Source organism: Vibrio sp. M260112, from assembly GCF_036533775.1.
GTDB lineage: Bacteria > Pseudomonadota > Gammaproteobacteria > Enterobacterales > Vibrionaceae > Vibrio.
Map to the genome: position 1 here is coordinate 42,703 of NZ_JATABH010000017.1, position 15,749 is coordinate 58,451.

The following is a 15,749-nucleotide window of genomic DNA, read 5'->3' on the forward strand; positions in this document are numbered from 1 at the left end:
GATTGAAATCGTTCGTAGACGTGATCGCTGACATATTAGTGTCATGTTTGTCATGGTAATTTAACCGTGTGATTGATAGCGAGAGGGCGATACGATGCTTACACGTTATACGGGGATCACCCCTAGAAGTCAGAGTTACTTGTTCACCTTTGGCCTTGTGTTGTGTTTGCTGGCTATGGTGCTAACGGATATGTGGTTGCCCATTGTTGCGGGTACGTTCATTTTGACTGGCTTGACGGTTGAGGCTTGGATTCGAGTCGCTCACATAATACCGATGCATGAAGAGATGCGTGCCATGAGAAAGCAGATCAATAAACTTCAGGCTGAAATTCACACCATAGAATACGACGAATAAAGTAACGGCTGCCCTAGGGCAGCCGTTTTTTATCTCTTGCTAATGGCCTCTATGCCATTCCTTTCTTAATTAAATATAGGTATGGCAGTTGTTCTGTCTGAGAGCCGATTAACTGATGATCCATAAAGCGACAGAAACTGGGAATGTCTCGGGTTGTTGATGGGTCATCAGCTTTAACAAGCAGAACCTCACCATCTTGCATGTTTCGAATTGTCTTCCTGACCATCATCACTGGCTCTGGGCAGCGTAGTCCTTCTGCCTCTAATGTTTGATTTGCCTGCTCGATATTGAATGTCATGGTCGTATCTTTGGTTACTTAATTTGGCCTAGATAATACTAGTGAAGAAAAAATATTCAATAACCCCTTGGCAAACGGATCATTTTGTTTTAACTTAGTTAACAAGTTGGTAACATTTGAACGAGGGAGCTATTATGTTGACAGCATTAGATCGGTTAACAATCTATTCAGTGTTGTGCTTTATCTCTTTCTGCGCTCTTGTTTTACGTTCACCAGCAGAATCGTCTTCGTTTATGCCGCTACTCGGCATGGGTGCGACGGTTGTAGGGATCTGGCTCGAGATGCATCGCTGGCCAAGCGCATCTGAAGAGCGAGAGAATGGATGATTGCGCTTCCAACCGTCATTCATTTCTGTCACTACGCTCAACTACATTCCGACACTATCCCCAGTTTTCTTGGGCTTCCCCGCTGAAAAGCGGGATTTTTTTTGCCTGAAAAAGGTACAATTGCAGACACCTTTTCAAAAAATGATGGTTAAACGTGGAATTAGAAGACATTTATCGTCGTGACCTTAGCTTGTTGGTGGCTCTTCGTGTTCTTATCGAGGAATGCAGTGTCAGCAAAGCGGCAAACCGCCTCAACCTCAGTCAATCGGCTATGAGTCGAGTGCTTGGGCGTTTACGTGAAATGCTCTCCGATCCACTGTTTACTCGGCAAGGTCAGCACTTGATTCCAACGCAAAAAGCGCTGGAAATCGATCAGGCTTTGGGTGAACCTCTCGAATCTCTTCGCCAGTTGTTGTCACCATTAGAGTTTGAGCCAAGGAGCTGCGATCAGACGTTCAATATAGCGACCACAGATTACGCGATGCAAACCATACTGCCCTTTGCTCTACCGCGAATCTATCAGGAAGCGCCGAATGTTTCGTTTAACTTCCTACCTTTGCAACATGACAGACTCGCTGATCAACTGACTTATCAAGGGGCAGACTTAGCCATCTGCCGACCTATTGGCCCAGTCGAACCACTACGCAGTGAAATTCTTGGTCGGGTAGGTGTGCTTTGCTTGCTCTCAAAACAGCATCCTTTAGCAGATAAAGAGATGAGCCTATCGGATTATTTGACCTATCCGCATGCGATGATAGCGATAAGTGATGGAGTTAAGGCACTGATTGAGCAGGCTTTGATTGATCAACCTGAGCGGAAAATGGTGTTAAGGGCATATCATCTTGAGGCGGCATTGGCGATTGTGGATACCATGCCAATCATTATTACCGTGCCTGCTGATTTGGCGTACTTAGTTGCTGAACGTTATGACTTGCTCATCAAGCCGTTGCCATTTCAGTTTACGTCCTTTGATTATTCAATGATTTGGCATCCCCGCTGTGAACATTCACCTTCTCAGGAGTGGCTGCGTGGGATAGTTAAAGAAGAATGTAGTCGTTTAATTGCCAAGCGAATAGAAGATATTGGGTTAGATTAGACAGGCAGAATCAATAAGAGCCAGCATTACAGGTGCTGGCTCTTTGAGTATTGCTGTCGCTAAAGTTTGATCACCACTCGACCTGTTACTTGACCGTTGGTGATATCTTCAGCGTATTTTGGCGCATCTTGAAGCTCAATCTCTGTACATGCTTGTTCAAAGTAGCTCTCTGGAAGGAGCTCAACCAGTCTCTCCCACGCCGCAATACGTTTTTCGGTTGGGCACATTACCGAGTCAACGCCTTGTAGACGTACGTTACGTAGAATAAACGGCATGACGGTTGTTGGTAGGTCAAAGCCGCCAGCAAGCCCACATGCTGCTACAGCGCCGTTATAATCCATTTGCGCAAGGACTTTCGCTAGCACTTTACTGCCTACGGTATCAACCGCACCCGCCCAAACTTGTTTTTCTAGTGGACGCGCAGGTTCTTCAAACTCTGCTCGATCAATGATTCGGCTAGCGCCAAGTTTCTCTAGTAGTGGACCATTTTGTTCGACACGTCCGGTGACAGCTGTGACTTGATAGCCCAAAGCTGCCAGCAGCGATACGGCAACCGAGCCAACCCCGCCACTCGCACCTGTTACAAGTACTTCACCGGACTCTGGTGTGATACCAGCATCAAGCAGAGCTTGCACACACAACATGCCAGTAAAACCTGCGGTTCCTACCATCATGGCTTTTTTACTGTCGATACCTTTTGGTAGTGGGACTAGCCAGTCTGCTTGTAAACGAGCACGCTGAGCCATGCCACCCCAGTGGTTTTCACCCACACCCCAGCCGGTGAGTACAACTTTGTCACCCGCTTGGTAGCGGTTGTCTTCAGAGCTGACAACGGTTCCCGCCATATCAATACCAGGCACCATTGGAAAATTACGGATAATTTTGCCTTTACCAGTGATAGCCAAACCATCTTTGTAGTTGAGAGATGAGTAATCGACGTCGATTAGGACTTCACCTTGAGGAAGTTGTGATTCATCGATTTGCTCGATGGAAGCAATAGTGCGTTTGTCTTCTTGGTTTAGGATCAGTGCGTTAAACATTTGTCGTCTCCACCACGGGCAGCAATTAAAAAACAGAATTGAGTGTAGACCTAAATAAGGCATGACTAAAATGAAACTTTAGCATTATATCTATGCGTACCATACATTCTGTCCAATAAGCTGACAGGTTAGTGCTCACGGTTCAGAGCGAAAAATCACTAAAGCCAAATAAAAAAGCCTCTTACTGAAAGCAAGAGGCTGAGTATTGAGGGTATCCTGACTAGGAAAGGAAGAACTTATACGACGGGTTATCGGTTTCGTCTTTGCATTGATAACCCAATTCACGCAGATGAGCTGAGAATTGAGAGAGATCTGACTCATCCAATTCAAAGCCACACAGTACTCGACCATAGTCAGCACCATGGTTGCGGTAGTTGAACAGGCTAATATTCCAGTGTGTCCCTAGGGTACTTAAAAATTTAAGAAGAGCGCCGGGGTACTCAGGAAACTCAAAACTATAGAGACGTTCTTTCAGTGGTTTAGATGGCTTTCCACCAATCATGTAGCGAATATGCAGTTTTGCCATTTCGTCATCTGACAAATCAACCACTGGGTAACCGCCGTTACGTAGATCATGGATGATATGTTCTAACTCTTCTTGACCACCCTGCAGACGAACACCGACAAAGATATTCGCTAAAGAATCATCATTGTAACGATAGTTAAACTCAGTGACAGCACGGCCACCAATTAAGTTACAAAATTCGAAGAATGCCCCTTGGCGTTCAGGAATCGTGACAGCTAACAGGCCTTCACGTTTTTCACCGAGCTCGCAACGCTCGGAGACGTAACGCAGACCGTGGAAGTTAGTGTTTGCGCCTGATAAAACGGTTCCAAGGTTTTTACCCTTGAGTTCATTCTTTTCTGCAAATTTCTTTAGTCCAGCCAGAGCCAGTGCACCAGAAGGTTCGGCAATCGCACGGGTATCTTCAAAGATATCTTTTACCGCAGAGCAGATTTCATCGCTGGATACCGAGATGTGTCCATCGATGTATTTTTGACAAAGGCGGAATGTCTCTTCTCCGATACGTTTTACGGCTACGCCGTCAGCAAACATACTCACTTGGTCTAAAACGACAGGCTCTCCTGCGTCTAGAGCGGCTTTCAGACAAGAGGAATCTTCAGGTTCAACAGCAATGACTTTTATCTCAGGCATCAGTTGTTTGACTAGAACAGCAACGCCCGCAGCAAGACCACCACCACCAACAGGGACAAAGATGTAATCGAGATGACCATTTTGTTGCAGCATCTCCATGCCAATTGTTCCCTGACCAGCAATGACCAAAGGGTGATCAAACGGAGGAACAAAGGTGTAACCATGCTCAGTAGACAAACGTTCAGCTTCCGCCTTAGCTTCATCAAAGTTGCTGCCATGTAGAACCACATTGCCGCCAAATCCGCGTACCGCTTCTACCTTGATATCCGGTGTCGTTTTAGGCATGACAATGGTAGTCTTTATGCCTAGTTTCGTACCCGATAGCGCCATGCCTTGTGCATGGTTGCCTGCCGACGCAGCGATCACGCCTGCCGATTTCTGTTCATCGTTCAAACTCGCGACCATATTGTACGCACCTCGCAGTTTGAACGAGTGCACGGGTTGGCGGTCTTCACGTTTAATTTGAACGTTATTGCCAATACGAGCCGAAAGACGGGGCATATCCTGAAGTGGCGTAACGGTCGCCACTTCATAAACTGGAGCTCTTAAGATCTGGCGCAGATAGTCTGCGCCAGTTTGTTGCGTAAGCGTCATAAGCTAGCCCTCTAGCTTAAATTTATCTCGTACCGCACCTTTGTCAGCACTGGTAGCCATACTCGCGTAAGCTTTTAGTGCAAATGATACTTCACGTTGACGATCAGCTGGTTTCCAGCCAAGTTCGTCTTGTTTTGCACGGCGCTCAGCAAGTTCCTGTTCTGAAACCTCAAGAGAGATTGAACGGTTAGGAATATCAATTGCGATCATATCGCCTTCTCTTACCAGACCGATAGCACCACCGTTGGCTGCTTCAGGAGAAGCGTGACCGATAGATAGTCCCGATGTTCCGCCTGAGAATCGACCGTCAGTCAGCAGGGCACACTCTTTACCTAAACCCATCGATTTGAGGTAAGTCGTTGGGTACAACATCTCTTGCATACCAGGGCCACCTTTAGGGCCTTCGTAGCGAATAATGACCACATCACCAGCTTTCACTTTGCCGCCCAGAATACCTTCAACGGCATCTTCTTGGCTTTCAAAAACGACAGCCGGACCGGTAAATTTAAGGATGCTTTCATCCACCCCTGCTGTTTTCACGATACAACCATCGAGAGCGATGTTGCCTGAAAGAACGGCTAAGCCTCCCTCTTGGCTGAAGGCATTCTCTTTCGTGCGGATACAACCTTCTTTGCGGTCATCATCAAGGCGATCCCAACGGCAATCTTGCGAGAATGCTTTGGTCGTACGAATGCCAGCAGGGCCCGCGCGGAAGAATTTTAGAACCTCTTCATCTTCGGTCTGCATGATGTCGTATTTGGCTAACTGCTCTTTCATAGAAAGACCCAGTACAGTATGTGCGTCGCTGTGTAGCAGTCCTGCGCGGTCAAGCTCACCAAGGATAGCCATTACACCACCAGCGCGGTGCACGTCTTCCATGTGGTATTTCTGTGTAGATGGCGCCACTTTACATAGATGCGGTACCTGACGAGATAGGCGGTCGATATCTTCCATATCAAAATCCACTTCACCCTCTTGTGCTGCTGCTAGCAGGTGCAGGATAGTGTTAGTTGAACCACCCATTGCGATATCCAATGCCATCGCGTTTTCAAATGCGTCAAACGTTGCAATGTTGCGTGGTAGTGCAGATTCGTCATCTTGCTCGTAGTAACGACGTGTCAGTTCAACAATGCGTCGACCGGCGTTAAGGAATAGTTGCTCACGGTCTGCGTGCGTTGCCAGCATAGAACCGTTACCCGGCTGAGATAAGCCTAGAGCTTCAGTCAGACAGTTCATTGAGTTAGCTGTGAACATACCTGAACATGAACCACAGGTTGGACACGCTGAACGCTCGATCTGTTCGCTTTGTTCGTCAGAAACTTTCGGGTCAGCCCCTTGGATCATGGCATCAACAAGGTCTAGTTTGATGATTTGATCAGAAAGCTTAGTTTTACCCGCTTCCATAGGGCCGCCAGAGACGAAAATTACCGGGATGTTGAGGCGCATTGACGCCATTAGCATCCCCGGCGTGATTTTGTCACAGTTCGAGATACAGACCATGGCATCAGCACAGTGAGCATTGACCATGTATTCTACTGAGTCAGCAATCAGTTCACGTGATGGTAGCGAGTAAAGCATGCCACCGTGACCCATCGCGATGCCATCGTCTACCGCGATCGTATTAAACTCTTTAGCGATACCGCCTGCTTTCTCAATTTCACGAGCGACTAACTGACCCATGTCTTTCAGGTGAACATGACCTGGTACAAATTGGGTAAATGAGTTCACTACCGCAATGATTGGTTTACCAAAGTCTTCATCTTTAACACCGGTCGCACGCCATAAAGCGCGTGCACCCGCCATATTGCGTCCATGAGTGGTGGTTGCTGATCTATATTTAGGCATCTTACTACTTCCTTATTTTGCCGGTGCGTTCTCTGGGTAAACGTAATCTAGCCAACCCCATTTATCTTCCGTCGTACCGTTGAATAGGCCGAAGTAAGCTTCTTGCAGCTCTTTAGTGATAGGGCCGCGTTTACCGCTACCCACTTCAATTTTGTCGATCGTCGCAACAGGAACGATTTCCGCGGCGGTACCTGTCATGAATACTTCGTCTGCAAGGTACAGTGCTTCACGAGCGATGTTAGCTTCACGCACTTCGTAACCACGATCTCGAGCGATGGTCATGATGGAGTCACGAGTAATGCCTGGTAGGATCGCGCTGGTTGCTGGTGGAGTGCAGATCACACCATCTTTAACCACAAAAATGTTTTCACCAGCACCTTCAGATAGGTAACCATCAACGCTGAGTGCGATGCCTTCAGCATATCCGTGGCGACGAGCTTCACCACCAACCAGTAGAGAAGAAAGGTAGTTACCACCAGCTTTTGCTGCGGTTGGAATGGTATTTGGTGCAGCGCGGTTCCAGCTAGAAATCATGGCATCTACACCTTTTTCTAGCGCATCTTCGCCTAGGTAAGAACCCCAAGGAAAAGCAGCAATGATGAGATCCATCTCTGTGCCGACTGGTGGACAAACACCAAGGCCAACGTTACCCACAAAACCGAGTGGACGGATGTAAGCGCTATCCAGTTTGTTTTGACGCAGAGTTTCACGCGTTGCTTCCATGATTTCTTCAATCGTGTATGGAATCGGGAAACGGTATATTTTTGCTGAATCTTTCAGACGCTTCGCATGCTCTAGATGACGGAAGACAATTGGACCATTTGGTGTGTTGTAGCAGCGTACGCCTTCAAATACTGAAGTGCCGTAGTGCATCGCGTGAGTCAAAACGTGTACGTTAGCCTCCGCCCAAGGAACCATCTCACCATTAAACCAAATGTAATCTGCTGTTTTTGTAGCCATTATTGCCTTCCTTATGCACAAATCTTTTGTTGTAAGTTGTTATTTGGTAATTCATCTCGCGCAATTTGCGTGACTTCAACGGTGCGCACGTCCCAAAGCTTCTCGATCTGATTGGTTAGGAACGAGATTGGGCGGTCGCTATCAACGATGATCTCTACGCTGGCGATTCTGCTTTCGTGGTTTTGTGTGCCTGCCACCTGTTTAACCGTGAAGCCACGGTGACGAACAACGCGAAGTACACGTTCTAGCAGAACGGGTTTGTCGTCTGCTTTAATGTCGATTAAGTATCTTTCCATGTTATGTGTTCTCCAGCATGTCATTGTTTGATGCACCTGGTGGTACAAGTGGCCAGACATTTTCTTCCTCATCGATTAGAACATGAAGAAGATAAGACGTGTTACTTTCTAGCATTTCTTTTAGTGCTGGCTCAACTTCTTCTTTCTTAGTGATGGTTTTACCAGGAATATCAAAGGCTTTAGCTAGCATTACAAAGTCAGGGTTGTCATCTAGGATGGTCTCGCTATGGCGGCCATCAAAGAATAGTGATTGCCACTGACGAACCATGCCAAGGCGTTGGTTGTTGAGTAGTACGATTTTTACAGGAATTTGGCGACGTTTTAGAGTCCCAAGCTCCTGCACATTCATCATAAATGAACCATCACCCGTAATGAGAATAGACTGATCATCAGGACGAGCTACTGCGGCGCCCATTGCTGCTGGCAAGCCAAAGCCCATGGTGCCAAGTCCTGCTGAAGTGATGAAGTTCTGTGGATCACGAGGCTGAATATGCTGAGCTGCCCACATTTGATGTTGGCCAACATCTGTTGAAACAATCGAGCTATCTGGCATGAGATCAGAAAGTTGTTTGAGCAGTCCCGGTGCATAGATCAGATCACCTGGATGGTCATAGCGCCACTTAAACCCACTGCGTAGACTTTCACTGTGTTTAACCCAAGGCGTAATATCTTGAGTGAGTTCAAGATGAGGAAGAACGGCTGGAATTTCGGCACGAACTGGAGCGTTTGCTTGGCGAAGTTTATGGATTTCAGCTGCGTCGATATCGATATGGATAACTTTGGCATTGGGAGCGAAAGTATCTAGCTTACCAGTAACACGGTCATCGAAACGTGCACCAACAGCAATCAAAAGGTCACATTCCTGAACAACAAGGTTTGCAGCCTTGGTTCCGTGCATACCTAGCATACCTAGGTAATGTGGGTCGTGACGTTCGATAGTGCCTAAGCCTTTCAGCGTACTGACTGATGGCATAGGGTTTAGGCGCAGGAATTCGCGCACAGCATTGGTTGCGTGACCTAGTTGTACGCCACCACCAACATAAAGAACAGGACGAGAACTTTGTGAAAGAAGGTCCTGAGCTTTCGCTATTGCTTCTTGGCTGGCAACGGGCATTGCAGGTGGGGTAAATGGTGGTAGTAGCTCAACAGGAGCTTGCCCTAGCTGGACATCTTTAGCGATATCGACAATTACAGGGCCTGGACGGCCTGTTTTCGCTACTTCAAACGCTTCGGCCAACGTGGGGGCGAGGTCATTGATGTCGGTGACGAGATAGCTGTGTTTGGTACAGGAAAGCGACATACCAATGACGTCCATCTCCTGAAACGCGTCGGTACCAATGTGAGAACTTGCTACCTGACCTGTGATTGCGACTAATGGAATTGAATCCATAAAAGCGTCCGCCAGACCTGTAACTAAGTTTGTTGCTCCCGGACCTGAAGTCGCCATACATACTGCGACATCCTGGGTCGCGCGCGCCATACCAATTGCAGCCATTGCTGCACCTTGTTCATGGCGACAGAGGATATGTTCAACGCCACCATCATATAGTGCGTCATAGATTGGCATAATGGCACCGCCAGGGTAACCAAAAACGGTTTTGATTCCTTGCTGTTGTAGAGCAGCTACGACTAGCTCTGCACCTGTCATCCTCTACCCCCTCGGCTGTCCTTATCTTGATGTTGTGTTTTATTGCACGTCATTTGCGCTCCCATTCTTCCTGCAAGCTCTATTTATGAGCTTTAAATTTATGTCAGCCAAATTTTTCAGCGACTAATTGTAAAAAAACCCCCGGACTTTGCAGTGCGGGGGTTTTTTCTATTCTGTGGTTATCTTTCGCCCACTAGACCCCGCGCGGTGTCAATAATGACCACGATAATCAGGGCAATCAGTGCGTTAGTGCGGGCGTTAAAGTTCATCTTATTTTCTATAGTTATGTGTGCCGAATAGGGCACGAAAATGTTTGCGTCTCTAGTGGTAACATACATATCCGTTAAATGACAAGCAAAAACTCATTCTTTTTTCACATTCTTTCAGCATCTAGCCAAGCTATATAACAACCTTGATAAGAAAATGAACTAACTATCAGGGGGATAAATAATGAGCATCTACAAGATGGATTCACTATGGGATTAGCCATTATTCACAGTCGAGCCTGTGTGGGTGTTGAAGCACCTTCGGTGACAGTCGAAGTACATATTAGTAATGGTATGCCCGGATTTTGTTTGGTTGGGTTACCCGAAACGACGGTTAAAGAATCACGAGATAGAGTTCGCAGCGCCATTGTTAATTCACGCTTTGAGTTTCCAGCTAAACGAATTACGGTGAATCTTGCTCCTGCCGATCTTCCCAAAGAGGGAGGAAGGTTTGATCTGCCCATTGCGTTGGGTATCTTGGCCGCTTCAGAGCAAATACCTACCGTCGCGTTATCTGAGCGAGAATTTATTGGTGAATTGGCACTGTCAGGTGAACTGAGATACGTCAAAGGTGTTCTACCTGCTGCTTTAGCCGCAAATCGTGTCAAACGTAGCTTAGTTGTACCACATCAAAATGGTGATCAAGCGGCGTTGGTTGGGGCGGAACGGCATAAATCAGCTCACAGTCTACTTGAAGTGTGTGCAGACCTTTCGGGTCAGCAACCCTTGTCTCTTCACCAAAGCGAATACCAGGAGAGTCAGTCGCATTTACAGCGTGATATGCAGGACATTATTGGTCAGCAACAAGGCAAACGCGCCTTGGAAATAGCCGCTGCTGGCAACCACAATTTGCTTTTTCTAGGCCCTCCAGGGACGGGTAAAACGATGTTGGCGTCGAGGCTGTGTGACTTATTACCCGAGATGTCGGATCAAGAAGCGCTAGAAACCGCTTCGATAGCCTCACTGACACAACAAGAGATTAATGTTCATAATTGGAAACAGAGGCCATTTCGCGCTCCACACCATACAAGTTCAATGGCAGCCTTAGTGGGAGGTGGCTCTATTCCGAGACCGGGTGAAATTTCACTCGCCCACAATGGTTTGTTGTTTCTTGATGAGATGCCAGAATTTGAACGCAAAGTGTTGGATTCTTTGCGGGAACCTCTTGAGTCCGGTGAAATTATTATTTCACGCGCGCAAGGAAAAACGCGATTTCCGGCACGTTTTCAGTTGGTTGGCGCTTTGAACCCTAGTCCTACGGGGTATTACGAGGGCAATTTATCTCGAGCTAACCCACAAGTTATTTTGCGCTATTTGAGTCGTTTGTCAGGGCCTTTACTTGACCGATTCGATATGTCGTTGGAAATCCCTGCCTTACCAAAGGGGACTCTAGCAGAGGGGGGTGACAGAGGAGAATCGACCTCGGTTGTCAAACAGCGAGTGCTGCTAGCGCGTGAAAAAATGCTCTCGCGTGCCAACAAGGTTAATGCTTTACTCACTAGTCGAGAAATCGAGAGTTATTGTCCACTGCAAAAGCAGGATGCGCAGTTTCTAGAAAATGCTTTGCATCGATTGGGTCTATCGATTCGTGCTTATCACCGAATCATTAAAGTTGCTCGTACCATTGCTGATTTAGAAGGTTCACCTCAAATAGAGCGTAACCATCTTGCTGAGGCCCTTGGTTATCGTTCTATGGACCGACTGCTGCGACAACTTACCGAACAAGCGGTATAGATTGAATGGAAGCCCACAGAAGGTGTTCAGTGGGCTTTCCGATGCTTAAAACTTGTAGTTAACACCTATGGAGAATATTAACTGTTGTTCTTGGTAAAAGTTGATGTTTGAGTCTTTTTGCCCATAACCAGCAAACGAGATCAGAGACCAATCACGCAAGCCCATTAATTGTTGGTACTCATAGGCCGCAAACAGGCTAAATTCATCATCAGTACGCGTTGTATTGTAAACCGGATGAGAGGCGTCGTAACTGAAGTGCGTGTAGCCAGCTGTGAGAGCAAACTGGTGACGCTCCATTACTTTAAATAGGGATAGTTCGCCTCTCCATGAAGTAAAGGAATAGGCATCCCCTTCAGCATCCGATTTTACCAACGTAATGGAGGGGGCTAAAAATGTACCGGGTTGGATGCGCATCCGATAGTCGCCTTTTAGGTAGAGTTTGTCTGCATCTCTTTTTAAAAGGTGAGCCGATGATACGTAGCCAGAATCTAGACCTGAACGTTCGTTCTCTACTTCCTGACTGGCATAAGCGGTGTCCAAGCTAAAGCCAGAATTATTAATATTGCTGAATTTTAGACGGAAGGCATTGCCTTTCTCATCGGTTACGCTTCTTGCTGGACCTGTTTTAAAAGGATCTGACCATGTTTCACCAGACATGATTGTCGGTAGGAAAGAGGCATCAATCACTGTTCCATTTGCCAGCAGTTGCTTATAGCCCAACTCTAACGCTAAGGTACCTACTGCGATATCTTCTCTAGATGTACCCACATATAGCTGTCTATCTAGCTGGCTTCCAAACGTATAGGCGATGCTACCGAGAGGTACAGGGATAAAGCTGCTGTCACTTTCACCTTTTTGGGTGTTGTCATTAATGGTTGCGTTGGCATCGGTATTGAAATTGGATGTTGAAGAAAGGTAACCGGCGCTCAACGAAATTTCACCACTGATACCAGCGGTGTCTGACAACTGGGCCATCGCTGGAGCAGCGCAGAAGCAGAAAATGGCAGTTGAGAGCATGATAGGTTTGGTGCTCATTGTGAGTTCTCCAAAAGTGTAATGCTAAATAAGGTGACATCACCGGAAATAGTGTTGATTAACTACTCTGACCATAGCCAGATTAGTTTCAAACTTTCCAATGGCTTGTATAATTACACGCTGTTTTATTATCCATTAGTAAAACTATATTAAATTTTCTTCAAATCTCATTATTAAGCGTTATGTTGGCACATTTACTTCTTATTCTGAATGTTTCCTTAGTTATCTTAAACTCAGCTTTGTGTTCGGTAGCTATCTGTATTATCGCTGTATTCAAGCTTCTTCTTCCAACTGCGGCGCTGAAAGCGAAAGGCACCCAATTAGCCAATAAAGTGATGTGGCTATGGGCGACGATTAACTCGGCCATTCTGAATGTTTCGAACCAAGTTGAATGGGATGTTCAGGGGGGAGATGAGCTGAAGAAAGACGGTTGGTATTTAATGATCAGTAACCACCTGAGTTGGACTGATATTGTCGTGTTGTGCTGTGTGTTTAAAGATCGCATTCCAATGCCCAAGTTTTTCCTTAAACAACAATTACTCTATGTTCCTTTCATTGGAATGGCTTGCTGGGCGTTGGATATGCCATTTATGCGCCGTTATTCGCGGGAGTATCTGATTCGTCATCCAGAAAAGCGTGGTCAGGATCTCGCAACCACTCGTCGTTCATGTGGCAAATTTAAACACACGCCGACAACAGTGGTGAATTACGTAGAGGGGACTCGTTTTACACCGCAAAAGCAGCGTAAGAGTACAGCTGGCTATGACTATCTGCTCCAACCTAAAACAGGTGGCATTGCCTACACGTTAGCGGCGATGGGCGACCAGTTTGATAATATTATCGATGTCACACTGGCTTACCCTGACAATACAGAAAAGCCATTTAAAGATGCTTTGATGGGAAGAATGCAAAGAATAGTGGTTCGTACTCAGGTTCTGCCTGTTGATGAAAAAGTGCGAGGTGATTACTTTAACGACAAACCGTATAAACGTCAGTTTCAGCAATGGTTGGGAGATGTTTGGAAGGAAAAAGATGCTGTGCTCAAGGAACTGCATCAGGAAAAGTAATTGCATCATTGGGATCAAAAAGGGAGCCGTATGCTCCCTTTTTTTGATCTGTAGCGATTACTTCAGTGTCAGTAGATAGTTGACCAATGCAAAGTATTCATCAAGCGTTTTAATCGATTGAGCCTGTACTAAGTATTTGTTGTTGACCACAACGGCTGGCACACCGGAAAGACCGCTATCTTTGAACTGCTTGTCGAAACGACGAACCATAGAATCCACAGCAAAACCATTGAACGCAGCATCGAACTTGTCTGCATCGACACCTTCATCAAGGAAGATTTGGCGTAATTCCTCATCATTCTTTGGTGCTTTGCGCATGTTATGAATTCGGTCAAACAGCACAGGTGTCATCTTGTCTTCGATCTTTAGCACAATCATGGTGGCGTAAGCCTTGCTCATTGACTCTCCCATGTTGCCACCCATAAAAGAGACGTGGTTCTTCTGGAACTTAGCATCTTTAGGTAGCTGCGCTTTTAGCTGCTGAATGATAGGCTCAAAGGTATTACAGTGAGGGCAGTAGAACGAGAAAAACTCAGTCACTGTCGGTTTCTTTGAAGCTTCAAGTTCAAGGACTTTATAGTGTTCACCTTGACTAAATTGTGCAGCATGAGCCGATAAGCTCAGCATCATTGTTGCGACGAGTGCAAACAGCTTTTTCATTCTTAACTCCATGTGTAATTATTGTTGTTACCACTGTGGCATGAGTGAAAGTGGTGGTTCATTGAGGGCAGATATCTGCTCTTTAAAACCGAGAACCTGGCTTTCCCAATATTTTGGATCATTAAACCATGGAAAGGCGAGAGGAAATGCCGGGTCCTGCCATCTTTTTGCTAGCCATGCCATATAGTGCACCATACGTAGACCACGCAAAGGTTCGATTAGTTTCAATTCATTGAGATTAAAGTCATTAAATTCTTGATACGCTTCTAATATGATGTCGAGTTGCATTATTTTGTCAGCCCGATCCCCACTCAGTAGCATCCATAGATCCTGAATGGCAGGGCCATTGCGAGCGTCGTCTAGGTCGACGAACATAGGACCATCTCTCCACAGAATGTTGCCTGGGTGGCAATCGCCATGCAGACGTATCATGCTGGTGGAGTCCGTCCAGTGCGTCTCGAGATTGCTGATCAGCAGGTCAAGATCATTGAAAAAGGCGTTTTCCAAATGCATGGGAATAAACGTTGAGTTTTGCAGTAATTTGCGCGGCTGATAAACATACTCTTCGAGACCAATAGTGGGTCTGTGTTTGAATACCTGCTTTGAGCCGACTTTGTGGATACGACCTAAGAAACGGCCAACCCCTTCCAATTGTTCTAGGTTATCCACTTCAAATTGACGACCACCAACACTGGCAAACAGGGCAAATAGATACCCCTGATAGTGATGCAGAGTTTGACCATTAATGACGACGGGTGGCGCGACGGGAATTTCTGATTCGATCAGCTCAAGCGTAAAATGATGCTCTTCCTGAATCTGTTCCTGACTCCAACGCTCTGGGCGGTAGAACTTCACCACATAACGCTGACGTTCTTCATCAGTGAACTGATAGACGCGGTTTTCATAACTGTTAAGTGCTAAAAATCCCGACTCGGCGCGGATCCCGATACTCTCTAGCGCATACCACATAAAGTCTGGGGTGAGCGCATCAAAGTTAAAAGCTTGCTGTATCATAAAATAAAAGAGGCTCATTGCTGAGCGTTCCCTAGGTTGTTTAGTATGGGTAATTGTAGTTCATTGTTATTAAATACAACCACTTAGTATTTTCTATTATATGGCTATGGGGCGTTCTGGGTCATAAGTGTGGTCATTTTGTGGATCTCTTAACTTGTTTAGTGGGTTGAGTTTAACCGCATCAATCAAGTGGTCAGGAGCCAAATGCGCGTAAGTCATCGTTTGATTAATACTAGCATGCCCGAGTATTTCCTTAAGCGTTAAAATATCCCCGCCATCACTCTCAAGCAAATCGGGTGGTTAGATTACTTTGTGATTATCTCTATCTGGGCGGTGGTGTGGTCGTGCTTTATTCCTGC

At 46.3% G+C, this 15,749-nt stretch carries 15 protein-coding genes and 1 pseudogene; 5 read left to right on the forward strand and 11 right to left on the reverse strand.

Annotated elements, in window-relative coordinates:
• The first annotated feature begins 94 nt into the window (after positions 1 to 94).
• Positions 95 to 355, forward strand: coding sequence for a hypothetical protein (locus tag QTN95_RS09635; protein WP_138972850.1), 261 nt, complete (start codon positions 95 to 97; stop codon positions 353 to 355).
• Between the two features lie 49 nt (positions 356 to 404).
• Here QTN95_RS09635 and tusA read toward each other — a convergent pair whose 3' ends face one another.
• Positions 405 to 653 (reverse strand): sulfurtransferase TusA, encoded by a 249-nt coding sequence (gene tusA, locus QTN95_RS09640; protein WP_138972849.1) that lies wholly within the window; start codon positions 651 to 653, stop codon positions 405 to 407.
• A 134-nt stretch (positions 654 to 787) separates the two neighbouring features.
• Between tusA and QTN95_RS09645 the strand changes: the two genes are divergently transcribed.
• Positions 788 to 979 (forward strand): hypothetical protein, encoded by a 192-nt coding sequence (locus QTN95_RS09645; RefSeq protein ID WP_331417324.1) that lies wholly within the window; start codon positions 788 to 790, stop codon positions 977 to 979.
• Positions 980 to 1,133: 154 nt separating this feature from the next.
• Positions 1,134 to 2,075 (forward strand): LysR family transcriptional regulator, encoded by a 942-nt coding sequence (locus QTN95_RS09650; RefSeq protein ID WP_331417325.1) that lies wholly within the window; start codon positions 1,134 to 1,136, stop codon positions 2,073 to 2,075.
• A 59-nt stretch (positions 2,076 to 2,134) separates the two neighbouring features.
• On the opposite strand, the gene acuI is transcribed toward QTN95_RS09650, so the two are convergent.
• The 6 genes from acuI to ilvG form a co-directional block, all read right to left on the reverse strand.
• Positions 2,135 to 3,115 carry an acrylyl-CoA reductase (NADPH) gene (gene acuI / locus QTN95_RS09655; RefSeq protein ID WP_331417326.1) on the reverse strand — a complete coding sequence of 327 codons (981 nt, stop codon included), beginning with the start codon at positions 3,113 to 3,115 and terminating at the stop codon, positions 2,135 to 2,137.
• A gap of 220 nt (positions 3,116 to 3,335) precedes the next feature.
• Positions 3,336 to 4,865, reverse strand: a complete 1,530-nt coding sequence (gene ilvA, locus QTN95_RS09660) for a threonine ammonia-lyase, biosynthetic (protein ID WP_138972845.1) — start codon at positions 4,863 to 4,865, stop codon at positions 3,336 to 3,338.
• A gap of 3 nt (positions 4,866 to 4,868) precedes the next feature.
• Positions 4,869 to 6,710: a dihydroxy-acid dehydratase gene (gene ilvD / locus QTN95_RS09665; RefSeq protein ID WP_331417327.1), complete on the reverse strand. Its 1,842-nt coding sequence runs from the start codon at positions 6,708 to 6,710 to the stop codon at positions 4,869 to 4,871.
• 12 nt (positions 6,711 to 6,722) lie between these two features.
• Complete coding sequence (gene ilvE, locus QTN95_RS09670) at positions 6,723 to 7,670, reverse strand: branched-chain-amino-acid transaminase (protein WP_331417328.1); 948 nt, start codon at positions 7,668 to 7,670, stop codon at positions 6,723 to 6,725.
• Positions 7,671 to 7,681: 11 nt separating this feature from the next.
• Positions 7,682 to 7,966: an acetolactate synthase 2 small subunit gene (gene ilvM / locus QTN95_RS09675; RefSeq protein ID WP_138972842.1), complete on the reverse strand. Its 285-nt coding sequence runs from the start codon at positions 7,964 to 7,966 to the stop codon at positions 7,682 to 7,684.
• A 1-nt stretch (position 7,967) separates the two neighbouring features.
• Positions 7,968 to 9,614, reverse strand: a complete 1,647-nt coding sequence (gene ilvG, locus QTN95_RS09680; protein ID WP_331417329.1) for an acetolactate synthase 2 catalytic subunit — start codon at positions 9,612 to 9,614, stop codon at positions 7,968 to 7,970.
• Positions 9,615 to 10,090: 476 nt separating this feature from the next.
• Between ilvG and QTN95_RS09685 the strand changes: the two genes are divergently transcribed.
• Positions 10,091 to 11,614, forward strand: a complete 1,524-nt coding sequence (locus QTN95_RS09685) for a YifB family Mg chelatase-like AAA ATPase (RefSeq protein WP_331417330.1) — start codon at positions 10,091 to 10,093, stop codon at positions 11,612 to 11,614.
• Between the two features lie 45 nt (positions 11,615 to 11,659).
• Here QTN95_RS09685 and QTN95_RS09690 read toward each other — a convergent pair whose 3' ends face one another.
• The gene (locus QTN95_RS09690; protein ID WP_331417331.1) at positions 11,660 to 12,649 is read right to left on the reverse strand and encodes a DUF2860 domain-containing protein; all 990 of its coding nucleotides are present in this window, start codon (positions 12,647 to 12,649) and stop codon (positions 11,660 to 11,662) included.
• 182 nt (positions 12,650 to 12,831) lie between these two features.
• Between QTN95_RS09690 and QTN95_RS09695 the strand changes: the two genes are divergently transcribed.
• Positions 12,832 to 13,716, forward strand: coding sequence for an acyltransferase (locus QTN95_RS09695; protein ID WP_331417332.1), 885 nt, complete (start codon positions 12,832 to 12,834; stop codon positions 13,714 to 13,716).
• Between the two features lie 57 nt (positions 13,717 to 13,773).
• Here QTN95_RS09695 and QTN95_RS09700 read toward each other — a convergent pair whose 3' ends face one another.
• The 3 genes and pseudogenes from QTN95_RS09700 to QTN95_RS09710 form a co-directional block, all read right to left on the reverse strand.
• On the reverse strand, positions 13,774 to 14,376 hold the full coding sequence (locus QTN95_RS09700; RefSeq protein ID WP_138972837.1) for a thiol:disulfide interchange protein DsbA/DsbL: 603 nt from the start codon (positions 14,374 to 14,376) through the stop codon (positions 13,774 to 13,776).
• Positions 14,377 to 14,403: 27 nt separating this feature from the next.
• The gene (locus QTN95_RS09705; protein ID WP_138972890.1) at positions 14,404 to 15,390 is read right to left on the reverse strand and encodes a serine/threonine protein kinase; all 987 of its coding nucleotides are present in this window, start codon (positions 15,388 to 15,390) and stop codon (positions 14,404 to 14,406) included.
• A 96-nt stretch (positions 15,391 to 15,486) separates the two neighbouring features.
• A pseudogene (locus QTN95_RS09710) lies at positions 15,487 to 15,669 on the reverse strand (phage integrase); the annotation flags it as partial.
• Positions 15,670 to 15,749: the final 80 nt, after the last annotated feature.

Coding starts and splice junctions, on each gene's coding strand:
- QTN95_RS09635 (WP_138972850.1), top strand. CDS start 95: ATGCTTACACGTTATACGGGGATCACCCCTAGAAGTCAGAGTTACTTG.
- tusA (WP_138972849.1), bottom strand. CDS start 653: ATGACATTCAATATCGAGCAGGCAAATCAAACATTAGAGGCAGAAGGA.
- QTN95_RS09645 (WP_331417324.1), top strand. CDS start 788: ATGTTGACAGCATTAGATCGGTTAACAATCTATTCAGTGTTGTGCTTT.
- acuI (WP_331417326.1), bottom strand. CDS start 3,115: ATGTTTAACGCACTGATCCTAAACCAAGAAGACAAACGCACTATTGCT.
- ilvA (WP_138972845.1), bottom strand. CDS start 4,865: ATGACGCTTACGCAACAAACTGGCGCAGACTATCTGCGCCAGATCTTA.
- ilvD (WP_331417327.1), bottom strand. CDS start 6,710: ATGCCTAAATATAGATCAGCAACCACCACTCATGGACGCAATATGGCG.
- ilvE (WP_331417328.1), bottom strand. CDS start 7,670: ATGGCTACAAAAACAGCAGATTACATTTGGTTTAATGGTGAGATGGTT.
- ilvM (WP_138972842.1), bottom strand. CDS start 7,966: ATGGAAAGATACTTAATCGACATTAAAGCAGACGACAAACCCGTTCTG.
- ilvG (WP_331417329.1), bottom strand. CDS start 9,614: ATGACAGGTGCAGAGCTAGTCGTAGCTGCTCTACAACAGCAAGGAATC.
- QTN95_RS09685 (WP_331417330.1), top strand. CDS start 10,091: ATGGGATTAGCCATTATTCACAGTCGAGCCTGTGTGGGTGTTGAAGCA.
- QTN95_RS09690 (WP_331417331.1), bottom strand. CDS start 12,649: ATGAGCACCAAACCTATCATGCTCTCAACTGCCATTTTCTGCTTCTGC.
- QTN95_RS09695 (WP_331417332.1), top strand. CDS start 12,832: ATGTTGGCACATTTACTTCTTATTCTGAATGTTTCCTTAGTTATCTTA.
- QTN95_RS09700 (WP_138972837.1), bottom strand. CDS start 14,376: ATGAAAAAGCTGTTTGCACTCGTCGCAACAATGATGCTGAGCTTATCG.
- QTN95_RS09705 (WP_138972890.1), bottom strand. CDS start 15,390: ATGATACAGCAAGCTTTTAACTTTGATGCGCTCACCCCAGACTTTATG.